13 protein-coding genes and 1 other RNA gene are annotated in these 15,739 nt (G+C 40.6%); 11 read left to right on the top strand and 3 right to left on the bottom strand.

What is annotated here, in order from left to right:
• Positions 1-2 precede the first annotated feature (2 nt).
• The gene (gene nth / locus MKY51_RS06100; RefSeq protein WP_339175908.1) at positions 3-662 is read left to right on the top strand and encodes an endonuclease III; all 660 of its coding nucleotides are present in this window, start codon (positions 3-5) and stop codon (positions 660-662) included.
• Entirely contained in the window at positions 659-1,009 is a 351-nt protein-coding gene (locus MKY51_RS06105; RefSeq protein WP_339175909.1) for a YpoC family protein, read from the top strand. The genes nth and MKY51_RS06105 overlap by 4 nt, the downstream gene beginning before the upstream one ends.
• 66 nt (positions 1,010-1,075) lie before the next feature.
• Here MKY51_RS06105 and MKY51_RS06110 read toward each other — a convergent pair whose 3' ends face one another.
• Positions 1,076-3,751: a PBP1A family penicillin-binding protein gene (locus MKY51_RS06110; RefSeq protein ID WP_339175910.1), complete on the bottom strand. Its 2,676-nt coding sequence runs from the start codon at positions 3,749-3,751 to the stop codon at positions 1,076-1,078.
• Positions 3,738-4,421 carry a Holliday junction resolvase RecU gene (recU, locus tag MKY51_RS06115; RefSeq protein ID WP_339175911.1) on the bottom strand — a complete coding sequence of 228 codons (684 nt, stop codon included), beginning with the start codon at positions 4,419-4,421 and terminating at the stop codon, positions 3,738-3,740. The genes MKY51_RS06110 and recU overlap by 14 nt, the downstream gene beginning before the upstream one ends.
• A gap of 182 nt (positions 4,422-4,603) precedes the next feature.
• Here recU and MKY51_RS06120 point away from each other — a divergent pair, with 182 nt between their 5' ends.
• From MKY51_RS06120 to MKY51_RS06160, 9 genes are all read left to right on the top strand, one after another.
• Positions 4,604-4,834 (top strand): molecular chaperone, encoded by a 231-nt coding sequence (locus tag MKY51_RS06120; RefSeq protein ID WP_339175912.1) that lies wholly within the window; start codon positions 4,604-4,606, stop codon positions 4,832-4,834.
• A gap of 99 nt (positions 4,835-4,933) precedes the next feature.
• The gene (locus MKY51_RS06125; protein ID WP_339175914.1) at positions 4,934-5,299 is read left to right on the top strand and encodes a YppE family protein; all 366 of its coding nucleotides are present in this window, start codon (positions 4,934-4,936) and stop codon (positions 5,297-5,299) included.
• Positions 5,292-7,568 carry a DEAD/DEAH box helicase gene (locus MKY51_RS06130; protein WP_339175915.1) on the top strand — a complete coding sequence of 759 codons (2,277 nt, stop codon included), beginning with the start codon at positions 5,292-5,294 and terminating at the stop codon, positions 7,566-7,568. The genes MKY51_RS06125 and MKY51_RS06130 overlap by 8 nt, the downstream gene beginning before the upstream one ends.
• A 4-nt stretch (positions 7,569-7,572) precedes the next feature.
• A complete protein-coding gene (locus MKY51_RS06135) occupies positions 7,573-8,838 on the top strand; it encodes a ribonuclease H-like domain-containing protein (protein WP_339175916.1) in 1,266 nt (421 codons plus the stop codon).
• 97 nt (positions 8,839-8,935) lie between these two features.
• Positions 8,936-9,235, top strand: coding sequence for a cell division regulator GpsB (gene gpsB / locus MKY51_RS06140; protein WP_079528712.1), 300 nt, complete (start codon positions 8,936-8,938; stop codon positions 9,233-9,235).
• Between the two features lie 63 nt (positions 9,236-9,298).
• An RNA gene (rnpB, locus tag MKY51_RS06145) (RNase P RNA component class B) lies at positions 9,299-9,681 on the top strand.
• A 193-nt stretch (positions 9,682-9,874) separates the two neighbouring features.
• On the top strand, positions 9,875-11,623 hold the full coding sequence (locus MKY51_RS06150; protein ID WP_339175918.1) for an EAL domain-containing protein: 1,749 nt from the start codon (positions 9,875-9,877) through the stop codon (positions 11,621-11,623).
• A gap of 4 nt (positions 11,624-11,627) precedes the next feature.
• Positions 11,628-12,767 carry a class I SAM-dependent RNA methyltransferase gene (locus MKY51_RS06155; RefSeq protein ID WP_339175920.1) on the top strand — a complete coding sequence of 380 codons (1,140 nt, stop codon included), beginning with the start codon at positions 11,628-11,630 and terminating at the stop codon, positions 12,765-12,767.
• Positions 12,768-12,955: 188 nt separating this feature from the next.
• The gene (locus tag MKY51_RS06160; RefSeq protein ID WP_339175922.1) at positions 12,956-14,857 is read left to right on the top strand and encodes an ATP-dependent DNA helicase; all 1,902 of its coding nucleotides are present in this window, start codon (positions 12,956-12,958) and stop codon (positions 14,855-14,857) included.
• Between the two features lie 281 nt (positions 14,858-15,138).
• On the opposite strand, the gene MKY51_RS06165 is transcribed toward MKY51_RS06160, so the two are convergent.
• Positions 15,139-15,603, bottom strand: coding sequence for a chemotaxis protein CheX (locus MKY51_RS06165; protein WP_339175923.1), 465 nt, complete (start codon positions 15,601-15,603; stop codon positions 15,139-15,141).
• Between the last annotated feature and the right edge of the window lie 136 nt (positions 15,604-15,739).

Consider the following 15,739-nt stretch of genomic DNA (forward strand, 5'->3'; position numbering starts at 1 on the left):
TTATGTTAACAAAAGCAAAATGGAATCACTTTTTAGATGAGATGGATCGGATGTTTCCGGATGCACATTGTGAATTAGTGCATGACAATCCGTTTGAGTTGACGATTGCGACATTATTATCTGCGCAATGTACGGATGTCCTCGTCAATAAAGTGACGAAAGAATTATTTCAAAAATATAAAACACCTCAGGATTATTTAAATGTTTCGCTTGAGGAACTCCAAAGTGATATTCGTTCAATTGGCCTTTACCGAAACAAAGCGAAAAATATTCAATTATTATGTGCCCGTCTTATAAATGAATATGGCGGGGAGGTTCCGGCATCACGTGAAGAACTTGTCACATTGCCAGGTGTCGGCCGTAAAACAGCCAATGTTGTCTTGTCGGTTGCCTTTGATGTTCCTGCGATGGCTGTCGATACGCATGTAGAGCGTGTCTCGAAACGATTAGGACTTTGTCGGTGGAAAGACAGTGTGCTGGAAGTAGAAGAAACGATCATGAAAAAGACGCCGATAGAACGATGGAGCCGGGCGCATCATCAAATTATTTTCTTTGGTCGTTATCATTGTAAAGCTCAAAATCCCGGCTGCGGGTCATGTCCGTTATTGGATGACTGTCGGGAAGGGCAAAAACGTTTGAAAAAAGGTTTGGTAAAAATATGATGATTTCAGTTCAACAAGAGGCAATTTCAAAAGAAGTGGTGGACGCTTGGTACGGTGAATGGGAAACTTTGCGTGAAACGATTCATGCAGCCCATGAACGACGTGATGGATCAGCCCAGCAATTCATGGTGGAAGGAATCGAACATTTTGAGCAGTTTATTGTGAGTGGTTCTATGACTGAGACACCGTTTTCTGTGCAAAGTGAGTACGAGCTCATGCCAATTAACGGAATGGAGCGTCTGCAGTTTATAAAAGCACGTCCCGGACAATATGCATGCTATCGTCAATTGGACGAACTTTATAAAGAAACGAAAAAGCGCTGTGCACGACTGAGAATAAAAAAATAAATGCGGCTTTTCATAAAGAAAAAACATCAATTTTTCCCTCTAAGAGAAAAATTGATGTTTTTTAGTTTAATCGTCTTCCGGGTCTTCCGGTCTTGTTTCACCACCAGAAGTCGGTGGGCTTGGCTGGTTTGGTTGTGATGGCTCAGGGTCTGGCTCATCTGGCTCTTCTGTATTACCGCTGCCATTGCCGTTCCCGTTATTGCCATTGCCATTCCCGTTGTTACCATTTCCGTTATTGCCGTTTCCGTTATTCCCATTGTTATTCCCGTTACCCGGTTGTTCCGGTTGTTCTGCATCATTCGGATCTTCAATGGAGTCATTTGGATCTTCAGGCTCTGGTGTTGTATTTCCGTCTACGTATAGTCCAACGCTAGCCGGATCACTTCGTAAATCACCCGAAATGGCTGTAACTGTAAATGTATATTCTTTCCCTCGTTCAATGTTCGGTACTTGAATAGCGGTTGCGCTTGTCGTCGAAATGACTGTTGCCGGACCGCCATCTACTTTCATTGAAACTTCAAATGTGACAGGATCTGTATCTTCACCAGAACCGTTAAGTGAAGAATGAGACCAAGAAATATCTGCAAGTTGTGCAGCATCATTAAATGATGCCTGTAAACCAGTAGGTGCATCTAAATTTTGAGGAACAAATTCCTCTGTATATTCAGTTGGCTCCGTTCCTTTAACAAATAGTTCTGTCGCTTTTTGTGTAGCTGGTGTATATTCATTCGCCAGCTTTAATGGATTTGATCCAACGACTATTGAAGCCGATACGACACTGCTTGGCTGTTTAAATGATGACGACGGGTTATACTGATTCAAATCCGTCATGATCGATTTGAACAATTGTTGCGGCAACCAGCGCTCTTCCCAAGTTGTAATGGCATCTTTACGCTGTGAATACCCGCCCCAAATCGCAATCGAGTAGTTTGTAGTATAACCGGCAAACCATGTATCCGGTACTGAGCCACTCTTTAAATTGAACTTTTCAAATTCATCTGATCCATAGTTAGTTGTACCGGTTTTACCTGCGATATCAACGCCTGCTACTGCTGCACGCGGCGCAGATGCATTACGTTTATTACTAACTGTATCACGTAAAATATCCGTTACCATATAAGCAGTATAATCACTCATCGCTTTTTTGGATTCCGGTTTAAATGATTTTGACGTTTTTCCATCACGGAAAACAATTTTCGTAATGGCGTGCGGACTATTATAAGTACCGTTGTTGCCGAATGCTGCATAGGAAGCGGCCATTTGGACAGGAGAAATATTGACGCGTCCTCCACCAAGTGCTTCCGATTCTGTCAATCCGCTTGATTTAATCCCTAAGTTGCCTAAAAACTCTTTCGCACGTTCAGGACCGACTTCGCGGAACGTTTTCACCGCCGGGATATTTCGAGATGTATAAAGCGCTTCACGCACTGTCATCGCGCCTAAATAGCGGCCGTCCCAGTTACCGATTACCTGATCAGAACCGGAATACGTAATCTTTTCATCGACCGTTGTTTGACCAGTCGACCATTTTAAATATTCAATTGCTGGCCCGTAATCAATTAAAGGCTTTAAAGTTGAACCAGGCTGGCGTGTTGTCATATCGTAGGCAAAGTTATAGTTAAATTCACCTGTATAATTACGTCCGCCGCCAATTGCACGAATTTCACCTGTTGGTGTATCGATGACTGCAACACCGGCTTGGATCTCTTCGGTAGGGAAGTTGCTATCATTGTTCATTAAATTTTCTACAGTCGTCTGTGCTTTTGGATCTAGCGTTGTATAAACTTTGATCCCTTCGGAAGTCAGTTCGCTGTCACCATTTTTTTCAAGTTCTGCTAAAACGACATCCAAAAAGGCCGGGTATTTCGTTGTACTGTTAGCTACACGCTCTTCTTCAGGAATGAGCCCGCCAGTAATAGGTTCCTTTTTCGCTTTTTCCGCTTCCGCTTCGCTAATTTTCCCGTGCTGAACCATTAAACCTAAAACGATATTACGACGTTTTTTAGCACGGTCCGGCTTTTTGTACGGGTTATAATTGTTTGGACTTTGCGGCATCCCTGCTAATTGAGCATATTCAGCCAATGACAGTTCACTTAATTCTTTTCCGTAAAATTCTTTCGCTGCTGTACCAAAGCCATGAATTCTACCTGACATTAGGATTTTATTAAAGTACATTTCGAAAATTTCTTCTTTACTATATTCACGTTCCAGCTTGATTGCGAGCCAAGCTTCCTGTGCTTTACGCTCCAGCTTTTTCTCATTGGTAAAGAATGAGTTCTTTACAACTTGCTGAGTAATGGTACTCGCACCCTGTGCACCAAATCCATCACGGAAGTTGGCAAGTACGGCACCACCAAGACGCCACAAGTCTACACCGAAGTGATCGAAAAATCGTGCATCTTCTGTTGCAATAATCGCATCAATCATCTGCTGTGGAATATCTTCATATTTAACATAATTTCGTTTTTCTGCACCAATAGTAGCAAAAAGTTCGCCATTTATATCATAAAATTCCGATGAGATCGGATCCTTTAATGCATCCTCATCCAGTTCCGGTGCTTTGCTCACATAGTAGCCAAATAATGCAGCACCACTTAAGAAACCAATTACCCCAATTAAAACGATTGCTAAAACAATGCGCTTAATCCATTTCCCAGCAGAAGTTTTCGGTTTTCTGGATTTTTTGTTTTTTTGTTGACGTTCGCGCTTAATCTGTTCGCGTGTTTTTCTATTCTCCGTCACGTTGTTTCTCCTCACTTTCACAAACATTGTTGTTTGCGATTAACTTTTTTACCGCTTGTAAATAGTCGAGCCTCGGTAAATAACCTTCGGAAATTTCGAAGGCATCCTGCTCGAATACGGCGATTGGTATAGATTTTCTTCCCCCTTCATCCATTGCTGAAAACCATTTTGCCACAACATGATACGAAATGACAAAATTACGGTTTAACGTGCTGAATCGTACAATGAAAAACGCAACTCCTCGTTGATTTGTCACCGAATGCATATGATCCATTTGGTGAGGGTGAATGTTTTTTAATGGAAAGGATGTTTTACTATCCGTTTCTTTTGCTTCAAAATCAATGTAGTATCCATTCCATACGCCATTATAATCCGTCGTTGAAGGTGTGCGGAAATAAGCCTCTTTAATGACAGCAGCACTTCTAGCCGGATAATCTACTTTGACGATTTGTATAGGAACAGGTTTCTTGTGTATATTTGCCATATTCCTGTGTAAATAAAACATATTTGTTTCATTTAGGTCATCTTCTAAGCTTTTTCCACGGTTACTGTAATTGACGACTCTTTTATTTTTTTCTTTAGCACTCGGTTGAGATTTGGCAGATTCTTTATTTTTCTCAATCTTTGGCGCATTTTCATAGAGTTTACCGTTTGGATAACGAATCACCATGGAATCACCTTCTTTCCTGGAAGAAATAATACGTTAATAGTGTATCACAAACAATGTACCCGTTAATAATTTTGTAAAAGCTATGCAAAATATAACTTCTTTTAGCGAATGGACACTATTTTTGCCACATGACAAGGATTCCGTAAAAAAAGAAAGAATCATTGTGGAAAAGGGGGCATTATATGTCGAAATTATCACGCTTAATCGAACAAGTTGAAATGGCACAAACATTATTATCACTGCAAATGGAACGCGAGCAATTAAGAATGAAAGTGGAGCATTTAACCAATCTACTCACTGTTTATCAAAAAGTTAGCTTAGCAGAAACAAAGAGTCAAGTAAAGAATGCCTGTTCGCATATAAGTAGTGCAAACGAGGAGAATTTGATACACTTAAGAACAAATATACTTTAGCCTGAATGGGCAAAGATCAATAAAAAGTAACTTTTGCAGTGAAATACGGTAATTTGCGCTGCATGGTTAAAACAGATGAAATTACTCGAGGTGCACTTTATGCAATTAATAGATGAAACATACAAATTAATAGAAGAATGTGATGCGTGTTTACACCGTTTTCAGGAAATGCGACGTTTAGACAGGGAGCCCGATTTTTTCCATGAGGTCAAGCCGCATGTCGATGACGTCCACACACGTATTCACGAATGGCAGCAGCATGCGACAAATTGGATAAAAAGCCAGCACCCAAAAAATTTATACGTACAGCAAATTGACCACGCAGTCGATGCGATGGAACAATTTGTTGTACAGTCTTTCTTTAAAGGTACGAGCAAAAAACGGTTTATTCAGTCGATTCAATCTGCCCAGTACACATTGAAGCTACTCGCAACAAAGATTGAGGAAGGTGAAGGCGATGCTTAGCAAGAAAAGAACCATTTCACAACTTGTCGACGAGTGGCAATACGATGAGGAAATGAAACAGAATATTGTCGCTATGCATACGATTGATGAAAAGCAGGCACAGTACGCAGATTTCCCGTCTAATTTACATCCATCGATCATTAAAGCATTGCACGGGCGCGGCATTGAGCAGCTTTATATCCATCAGCGCCAGGCGTTCGACTATGCACAACAGCAAAAACATTTTACTGCGATTACACCGACAGCTTCGGGAAAATCGTATTGCTACCATCTGCCGGTATTACAGCAAATTTTAGAAGACCGCTCAAGTCGAGCTATTTATTTGTTTCCTACAAAGGCGCTTGCACAGGACCAGAAATCAGATCTTAATGAGTTGATTGAACTGATGGATGAGGATATTTTAAGTTACACATATGATGGAGATACTGCACCGGGCATCCGCCAAAAAATCCGGAAAGCCGGCCATATCGTCATGACCAATCCCGATATGCTGCATTCAGGCATTTTACCGCATCATACGAAATGGGTATCCCTTTTTGAAAACTTGAAGTACATTGTCATTGATGAGTTACATACGTATAAAGGTGTGTTCGGTTCGCATGTCGCACATGTTATAAGAAGACTTCAGCGGATTTGCGAATTTTATGGAAGCAATCCGATTTTTATTTGTACGAGTGCCACAATCAAAAACCCTAAAGAACTGGCGGAAAGCCTGACAAACAGTAAGCATGAATTGATCGAGCAATCAGGTGCGCCTGTTGGGAAGAAAACATTTATATTTTACAATCCGCCGATCGTCCACCCGACATTTGGTGTAAGACGAAGTGCAGTGCTTGAAGTGCGCGATATTTCGAAGCGCTTGTTTGAAGCGGGTATTCAGACGATTATTTTCGCGAAATCAAGAGTCCGTGTGGAAATGCTTGTGACGTATTTAAAGTCGTTAACAGCAAAAAAAATTATGGACGAATCGATACAAGGGTATCGCGGCGGTTATTTGCCGAGTGAACGGCGGGAGATTGAAAAAGGTTTACGGACAGGATCGATACAGATGGTCGTCAGTACGAATGCACTTGAATTGGGTGTCGATATCGGCCAATTGCAGGCATGTATAATGACCGGATACCCGGGGAATATCGCGAGTGCGTGGCAGCAGGCGGGCAGGGCAGGAAGACGTCAGGATGAAGCACTCATTGTATATGTTGCGCAATCGACGGCATTGGATCAATATGTTGTCCAAAATCCTAGTTATCTATTAGGAAGTTCACCAGAAGAAGCGCGTATTAATCCTGAAAATCTGTTAATTTTAATGGAGCATTTGAAGTGTGCGGCATTTGAACTGCCATTTTCGATGGAAGATACGTATGGGGAATATGAAGTTCAGGAACTGTTAGCGTATTTAGAAGAAGAGGGTGTACTTGTCCGAACGAGCACGAAATGGCACTGGATGAGCGACAGATTCCCGGCACATGAAATTTCACTGCGCTCTGCAGCACAGGAAAATGTTGTCATTATTGATATTTCAACTCCTGCAAATACGAAAGTGATCGGCGAAATGGATACTTACAGTGCAATGACTCTTTTGCATGAAGAAGCGATCTATTTACACCAAGGGATACAGTTTCAGGTCGAAAAATTGGATTGGGAAGAGAAAAAGGCTTTCGTCCGGGAAGTGGATGTCGACTACTTTACAGATGCGAATTTGGCGGTCGAGCTGAAAGTGTTAAGTGAAGATAAATCGGCACCATTTAAAAATTCGACAGTAAGCTACGGCGATGTAAGCATTTTAGCGATTCCGACCATCTTTAAGAAAATCCGTTTTAATACACATGACAATATCGGTTCTGGTCCGATTTCAATTCCTCCAATGGAGATGCATACAAATGCCACATGGATGAGCTTTGAGTTACCGAATAACTGGACGGAAGAGCAACTGACCGACGCACTGACAGGGGCAGCCTATGCAATGGGAAGTTTTATCCCGTTATTCATCCACTGTGACCGTTCGGATGTTTCCGTTGTCCCGCAAGTAAAAGCGGTTCATAATGAAAAACCGACATTGTTTATTTATGACAGTTACCCAGGTGGTATCGGTTTAAGTGAACGTGTGTATGATGTTTTACTGTCACTGCTTGAAAGAACGGCACAGCATGTAGAAAACTGTCCATGTCAGCAAGGGTGTCCTTCATGCATCGGTGCGCAGGATAGTTTAGGAGAAAATAAAAAACAAGTGATGAAAGTATTGAATATTTTAATTAACGAAATGATGTGAGAACATGTCGTATGAAAATAAGCTATTGCAAATGAAAAAACTGCTAGGCAAAAAAACGGAGCAGAAAAAAGAAAAACCAAAGTTCATTAAACCGGAACCGCCATTTTACAGTGAACAATGGCAACAGGCAGGGCTTGAACTGGTGGAAAATGAATTCGGCATGCTTTTTAAAAGGGAAGTGCATTATCCATTTGATTATAAGCATGGCGACTACAAGCTTGGGGAATTGTTTCCTTCCTTAATGCGCTGGGAGTTGCAAGCCGAAGATCATCCGTTTGCCATTAGCGGTGATGAAACAATTGTGTTTTTTGATACAGAAACAACCGGTTTAAAAGGCGCAGGTACGCATATTTTCCTTCTCGGCTTTTTGGAAGCGGATGATGAAGGTTTTACGCTGACGCAGTATGTATTGGCGGACCCCTCGAATGAAGCGGCACTTCTTTTCGAATCGAAACTATGGCAGCGGAATGTAACGATTGTTTCCTATAACGGAAAAAGTTTCGACTGGCCGCAGCTCCAAGTACGCTGGACGTTGAACCAGCAATTTTTGCCGCCGCTGAAGTCACTGCGGCAAATTGACTTGCTGCATAGTACGAAACGACTTTGGAAAGATGATCTATCTCGTATGAAGCTTACGCAAGTAGAGCAGGATAAGCTTGGCTTTGACCGAATTGGGGATATACCGGGTCATTTAGCACCGATTATTTATTTTGATGCCGTTAAGAGCGGGAATGCGGAAACGCTGATGAAAGTACTGCTTCACAATGAATGGGATTTACTGTCCTTGATTACGTTGTATATTCACTCGACGAACTTATTGTTTGATGATATATCAACGGAGTCGGCAACAACGTATACGAATATCGGAAAATGGTTCGGCGACTTGAAGAAACGGCAAACAAGTACGGAAATATTGCAGGCAGTTACAACACATTTCGAAGCAAAAGATACCGGCTATGCCCATTTCTATTTAGCGTATGAATTAAAGCGGATTGGTGAAACGGATTTAGCGATTCAATCATTCCAGACCGCTCTTCCAGCCATCCCTGTCAGAAAACAGCTGCAGGCATATGAACAACTTGCCATGTTATATGAACATAAAGTAAAAGACTATGAGCAGGCGTATATTTATACGGAAATAGGGAATAATTTACTTCCTGAAATCCCATTTCAAAAAGAAACACAGCTTCAAAATCAGCGGAAAAATTGGCAGAAAAGGCTAAGCCGTTTAGATATTAAAAGAAATAAGAATTTTTTCGACAAAAAATGAAAAATTTTTCGACAACTAGAAGATATGTAGTCGTCCCATTTGTCAGACCTATGCTATAATAAACCAAAGAAGTAGCGTGATGGAAGGACGAGGAATAATGGATATTAAATTAACAGCTGACCATATATTGGAAAAAGAATTTAAAAAGAGCATGAAAGGTTATAACATTGACGAAGTAGATCAGTTTTTAGATCTGATTCGTGAAGATTATGACACATTCACTGCAAAAATCGCTTCCCTGGAAGAAGAGAATGAGCGCTTAAAGCAAGAGCTGGCAAACTCAAGCCGCAAATCGGCGGTTGCTCCTGCTCCAACAGCAAATAGTACAAACTTCGATATTTTAAAGCGACTTTCAAACTTGGAGAAGCATGTTTTCGGGAGTAAGCTTTACGAATAGTTAAACTATTCATGGGAATATTGTTTTTTTTCTATTATTGCAGTATACTTTATTCATACATCAATATTCGAGTAATCGCTGCGACTTTAAGGTCGTAGAGGAAAGTCCATGCTCACACGGTGCTGCGATGCCCGTAGTGTTCGTGCTTACTGAAAAAATAAGGTAAGGCAAGGGAATTTCTCTTGACGGCGGAAGGAACTCCTAAGTCTTTTAGATATGGACGAAACTTCCTGAAAGTGCCACAGTGACGGAGCTTATAGTGAAAACTATGAGGTGGAACGAGGTAAACCCCATGAGTGAGAAACCCAAATTATGGTAGGGGCACTCTCCTGAAGGAATTGAACGGATGGAGGGACGGTCAGCTTGACCGTAGATAGATGATTACTACCTAGTCGTACGAGGCGCAAGCTGCTTGAGTACTTAGGAACAAAACATGGCTTATTGATTATTGATGCTTTTTTTGAACATATAAAAGGGCTCTCCATTCTTTTGTGGAGAGCCTTTCTTAGTAGGGAAAATTATAATAAATATAAAATAAAGGTTCATATCGGGGAATAAGGGAACAAAATCAATAAAACAGCACCTGCTTCTCTCGGAGTGAATATATAAAAACTGTTCTTTATATAAGGGTGATATGTCTTGAGCGAATGGAAGTCTAATAAATCCAACTTGCAAGAACTGGCATTGTCTCAGTTTCCAAAAGAATTAATCGAAAGAGTTTTTGAAAATATTGCGGAAGGTATTATGATTACCGACGCGAATAGAAGAATTTTATCGATTAATGTTGCTTTTGAATTTGTAACAGGCTTTAAATTGGAAGAGGTACAAGGGAAAAAACCGTCTATTTTGCAGTCTGGTGTGCATGACAGAGCGTTTTATATTGATATGTGGAAACAAATCGGTAAAACAGGCATGTGGCAAGGTGAAATTTGGAATAGGCGCAAGACGGGTGAATTATACCCTGAATGGCTGACAATACTGGCTATTAAAGATGAAGCAGGTAAGATTACTAATTACTGTGGCATTTTTACGGATTTGTCGGAACGAAAAATCGTGGAAGATGAACTTGAAAAAAGAGCGCTTCATGATTCATTAACAGAAGTGTGCAATCGTTTCGCCTATATCCAACGAATGAATGCACTGCTGGAAATGACAGAGAATAAGGTAATGCCGATCCAGCATGCCGTTCTTTTTATGGATTTAGACCGCTTCAAGCAAGTGAATGATTTGCTCGGCCATGCCATTGGTGATCAGTTACTGGTTGAAGTATCCAAACGCGTCAAAACTTTAGTAAGAAACAAGGATATTATAGCGCGCTTTGGCGGGGATGAATTTGTCATTACATTAGCAAATATTCAACATCCAAGAGAAGCCGCAAAATTCGCTGAGCATGTGCTCCGGGTATTCGAAGCACCGATTAAAGTTCATGATCAGGATGTCTATATATCGACGAGTATGGGAATCAGTATTTATCCCGCGGATGGTACGACAACAGAACAGCTATTGAATCGTGCCGATCGTGCTATGTCATTTTCGAAAGAGAATGGACGTAATTGCTACTCATTTTACTTTGATGAGTTGGAAACGGATTCGAATCGAGTGCTGACACTGGACAGCGAGCTCCGTAAAGCGATTGAAAACAAAGAATTTACGCTTGCCTACCAGCCGAAAATTAATACAGAAAACAGCGATCTTGTCGGAATTGAAGCATTAGTACGTTGGAATAGTGAGAAACTAGGCATTGTGTCACCAGCTGAATTTATCGAACATGCCGAAGAGTCGGGTTTAATTATCCCACTTAGCGAGATGATTTTTGAGCTTGCGTGTGAGGGTTACCATCAGCTTGTTTCTGCCGGTTACCCGAATGTCCCGATTGCCGTAAATGTTTCAAGCATTCACTTCCAGCAGCAAAGCTTCTTAGAATCGGTTCAAAAAATTTTAGAGCGGAATAATGCCTCTGCTCAAAATTTTGAAATCGAAGTAACGGAGCGTACAGTAATGAACAGCGCGCAGGAAACAGTGAGTAAACTTGTTAAACTAAGGCAATTAGGTTTTAAGCTATCGATTGATGACTTCGGGACGGGGTATTCTTCATTAAGTTACTTAGTGCGATTCCCGCTCGATGTGCTGAAAATTGACCGCAGCTTCATTCAGCATATTTGTTCGCTTGATGATAAGCAGGCAATTGTCGATGCGATTATACAAATGGCGCATCGTCTGCAAATGAAAGTAGTAGCTGAAGGTGTGGAAACAGGCCAGCAAGTCGATTTACTTAAATCGATGGGCTGTGATTATATTCAAGGGTATTTCTACAGTAAACCTTTGCCTATGGAAGAATTAATCGACTTCATCCATTTTTGGGAAGTTGAGCATCAAGGAAGGATTTAAACGCATGACAAAATTTAATTTAGTTGCAACAGCTGCGATGGGCCTAGAGGCAATTGTAGCAGAAGAAGTACGTGATCTAGGATATGAAACACGTGTCGATAACGGGAAAGTATATTTTGAAGGCGATGAAATGGCGATTGCCCGCACGAATCTATGGTTGCGTGTAGCGGATCGTGTGAAAATCGTCGTTGCCCAATTCCCGGCAAGAACATTTGACCAGTTATTTGAAGGGGTAAAAGCAGTTCAATGGGAAAAATACTTACCGGTGGACGCCAATTTCCCTGTCGCAGGTAAATCAGTCAAATCAACATTATTCAGTGTACCGGATTGTCAGGCTATCACAAAAAAAGCAATTGTTGAACGAATGAAACTGGCTTACAAACGTTTAGGTTTTTTAGATGAGTCCGGTCCGACATTTAAGATCGAAATTTCCATTTTAAAAGATATGGCTACATTAACGATCGATACATCGGGTGTTGGCTTGCATAAACGCGGATACCGTACGACACAAGGTGAAGCACCATTAAAAGAAACACTTGCAGCAGCATTGGTGAAAATTTCAAAATGGTCGCCAAGCCGTCCGTTCGTAGATCCATTCTGTGGTTCGGGAACGATTGCATTGGAAGCGGCAATGATTGGCCAAAATATCGCACCTGGCTATAACCGTGAATTTATTTCGGAATCATGGCCATGGATGAAGCAGGATATTTGGGATAAAGCGCGTGATGAGGCAGATTCATTAGCGAATTATGATCAGGAATTAACGATTATCGGTTCGGATATTGATCATAAAATGGTGGCAATTGCGCAAGAAAATGCACTTGAAGCAGGCTTTGGCGATTTATTGACATTCAAGCAAATGCAGGCGACAGATTTCACAACGAAACTGACAGACGGCGTTATTGTTACAAACCCGCCATATGGTGAACGTATCGGTGAAGTGGAAGAAATCGAGAAAATGCTGCGCCAGTTTGGTCAAGTAATGCAAAATTATCCAACGTGGTCAGTGTACATGCTGTCATCAATGGAAGACCTTGAAGTGCATTACGGTAAAAAAGCGACGAAAAAGCGTAAATTATTCAACGGGTTCATCCGCACAGATTTGTACCAGTATTGGGGTCAAAAATCTAAGCGCGAAAATTAATAATGAAGAGCGTGTCCGTGAAGACATTCCGGAGAACGCTCTTTTTGTTGCATATTATTAGTCTTTTTTAAGTAACTCATTGTATAATGATGAGTACGGAATTTTTTAATTAAAATTGTAAATTGTTAGTATTTGCGGAAGGGATTGTAAATGATTCCTTCCGCCTTATATTGAGGGGGAACATCCATTTGAGAAAATCTTTACCTTTTGAATTATCGAGAGAGAAAACTTTCTTCGACTCTTTAGGAGATTGGTTAGGCGATGTCCTGTATGACGAATTGCCTGAACGAGGATTTGAATGCCGTGACGAACAAATTTTCATGGCTTACCAAATAGAGCAAGCATTAAAAGAAAAGAACGTGTTATTTGCGGAAGCTGGTGTAGGGACAGGGAAAACGATTGCCTACTTATTACCTGCTGTGTCCTATGCACGTTATACAGGAAAACCGGCCCTTATTGCCTGTGCAGATGAAACGTTAATCGACCAGCTCGTAAAAGAGGGCGGCGATATTCATAAACTTCGTGATGTATTAGGGCTGGATATTGATGTCCGTCTTGCAAAATCACGTGACCAATATTTATGTTTAAAGCGCTTTGAAGAAGCGGAAAAAACGGAAACAGAAGAGTGGATTGATGATATTGCCTTTTCAATTCCGGATGGGGTATATGCACAGGGCAGTATGATTTCCATACAGCCATACGGGGAACGCTCGGATTACCCGTTAGTAACAGATGAAGACTGGGAAAAAGTAAACTACAATTCAATCATGCAATGTGCGGTTTGTGATTTACGTAATCGTTGCGGCCAAACATTGCATCGTGCACATTACCGTAAATCGACGGATCTGATCATTTGTTCGCAAGATTTTTTAATGGAGCATTTGGCGACAAAGGAATCACGCGAACGTGAAGGGCAGTTACCACTATTACCGGAAGTTTCGATGATGGTACTTGATGAAGGTCATTTACTGGAATATGCAGCCCAAAAAGCATTAACATACAAAGTTCAGGCATATACGATTGTAGAGTTACTGGAACGATTAATGGTAGATGGTGTCCGTGAGCGTACATTATATGCAATGGAACATTTACAAGATCACCATGAACTTTTCTTTGATCAATTGCGTGAAGATGTCGTTCAATCAGAAGAAGACCGTAAACGTATTGTGAAATCAGAGCGACTGATTCAATTAGGTGAGCGTGTAATTGCATATGTCGACCAGTTGCTGGAAGAATTCGTTTTCGAATCGGAGCTGTATATGATTCCGGAATATGAACTGAATATGGCGGAAGAATTTTTAGAGCATTATGTTGCGGCAATGCGTATTTTTGTTGCACAAGGCGATGCTGTTGACTGGCTGGAAGATACAGACGGGGAAGAGACGCTTGTCATTATGCCACGCCTCATTACCGATGTTCTTTCCGAAACATTATTCTCGAAAAAAATGCCGATCGTGTTCTCATCGGCTACACTATCGGTAAATAAGGATTTCAGCTATATCGCATCAAGCTTAGGCATTGAACAATACCAGAGCTTCAGTGTACCATCACCGTTTGATTACGAAGAAGTAATGAAAATTTATTTACATGAACTATTGCAAACTGAAAAAACTGCAAAAGTGGAGCAGCTTTTGAAAGATGAGAAACAAACATTGATTTTATTTAAATCAAAACAGGCAATGAATCACTTTAAATCAAATGTAGGTTTAATGGAACGTTTAAATATTGCATTCGAAGGCGACCGAGAGCTTTCGGCAATTGTCCGTGAATTCCAAAACGGTGAAGTGAAAACATTATGTTCGTATCATTTATGGGAAGGTTTGGATTTACCGGAAGAAGCGTTAACGCGCGTCATTATTTTCGATTTGCCATTCCCGCCGCATGATCCGTTGTTTGATGCAAAGCGTTCATTTGCACAAAATCCATTTGAAGAAGTGGAGTTACCATTCATGCAGCTTCGTCTTCAGCAAGGAATGGGCCGTTTAATTCGTACATCGAATGACCATGGCGACATTCATATTTTATTAAATAATGAAGAAGCAAGCGTGAAATCACACTTCACAGATATTTTAGCAGTAGAACCACAATAATGTTTAACCCCGTTCGAGAGGATCGAGCGGGGTTTTTAGTTAGATTGATTTGAGAAGGTCGCGGATTTTCTTATAAGTAACAATGATGTTCTAATAAAATGAAAAAACGTCTAATAAAAAGCTGATTTTCTAATAAGTAAATCATATCTTCTAATAGGAGGCTGAGAAGTTCAAATATAGTAGTGAATAATTCTAATAATGTATAGTGTTGTTCTAATATCCGTAAATATCTTCAAATAAAAAACCTTTCATTGAAATGGTCAATAAAAGGCAATCATAATTTATTCGTCTTCTTCAGTATCAATTGTATAGAGGATCACTAAATCCCCGATACCTTCTAACGTAGCTGGTATTTTGAATGCTTGCTTAAAGCCGTATAATTTCGTATGTCCAACCATTACAGTAGGTGGCGTAATATCAAGCTCCAAATCATGTTGGACCGTGTATGTACATAAATTACCGGCAATCATATTCCCAAGTTCACCAGTGAAAGATTCAAGCATAGCCCCTTCTAAAGGCATTCCGAACATCGCAGAACCAATTGCACTGAAGCTTTCCGGTGTACCATCAATGATAATGCGGCCTTTAATATCACCAACTAACCCGATAAGCACGCCCATTTCATGTTGTTCATACGGTTCATTAATGAGGGAAGGAGATTTCACATCTATGTTCATAGGTAAAATAATTTTCAGTGAATTAATTGTCCCGTTTAAAATAGTTTGAATATGCGTCGAATTACTCATTATTTATTTCTCCTTCCTAGACTTTTAATTCATATTAACATGTAACTTTGGTATATGTATAGAAGAAAATTCAAAATAACGATATTGACAGAAAATTTCAAAGCATTTATAATGAAAATGATAATTATTATCAGTA

Source organism: Solibacillus sp. FSL R5-0691, assembly GCF_037974225.1.
In the GTDB taxonomy this organism is placed as follows: domain Bacteria; phylum Bacillota; class Bacilli; order Bacillales_A; family Planococcaceae; genus Solibacillus.

What these genes read in the sequence shown, in the direction of transcription:
- MKY51_RS06120 (WP_339175912.1), top strand. Translation starts at nt 4,604, where the DNA reads ATGTCGAAATTATCACGCTTAATCGAACAAGTTGAAATGGCACAAACA.
- gpsB (WP_079528712.1), top strand. Translation starts at nt 8,936, where the DNA reads ATGGATATTAAATTAACAGCTGACCATATATTGGAAAAAGAATTTAAA.
- MKY51_RS06105 (WP_339175909.1), top strand. Translation starts at nt 659, where the DNA reads ATGATGATTTCAGTTCAACAAGAGGCAATTTCAAAAGAAGTGGTGGAC.
- recU (WP_339175911.1), bottom strand. Translation starts at nt 4,421, where the DNA reads ATGGTGATTCGTTATCCAAACGGTAAACTCTATGAAAATGCGCCAAAG.
- MKY51_RS06165 (WP_339175923.1), bottom strand. Translation starts at nt 15,603, where the DNA reads ATGAGTAATTCGACGCATATTCAAACTATTTTAAACGGGACAATTAAT.
- nth (WP_339175908.1), top strand. Translation starts at nt 3, where the DNA reads ATGTTAACAAAAGCAAAATGGAATCACTTTTTAGATGAGATGGATCGG.
- MKY51_RS06155 (WP_339175920.1), top strand. Translation starts at nt 11,628, where the DNA reads ATGACAAAATTTAATTTAGTTGCAACAGCTGCGATGGGCCTAGAGGCA.
- MKY51_RS06125 (WP_339175914.1), top strand. Translation starts at nt 4,934, where the DNA reads ATGCAATTAATAGATGAAACATACAAATTAATAGAAGAATGTGATGCG.
- MKY51_RS06135 (WP_339175916.1), top strand. Translation starts at nt 7,573, where the DNA reads ATGTCGTATGAAAATAAGCTATTGCAAATGAAAAAACTGCTAGGCAAA.
- MKY51_RS06130 (WP_339175915.1), top strand. Translation starts at nt 5,292, where the DNA reads ATGCTTAGCAAGAAAAGAACCATTTCACAACTTGTCGACGAGTGGCAA.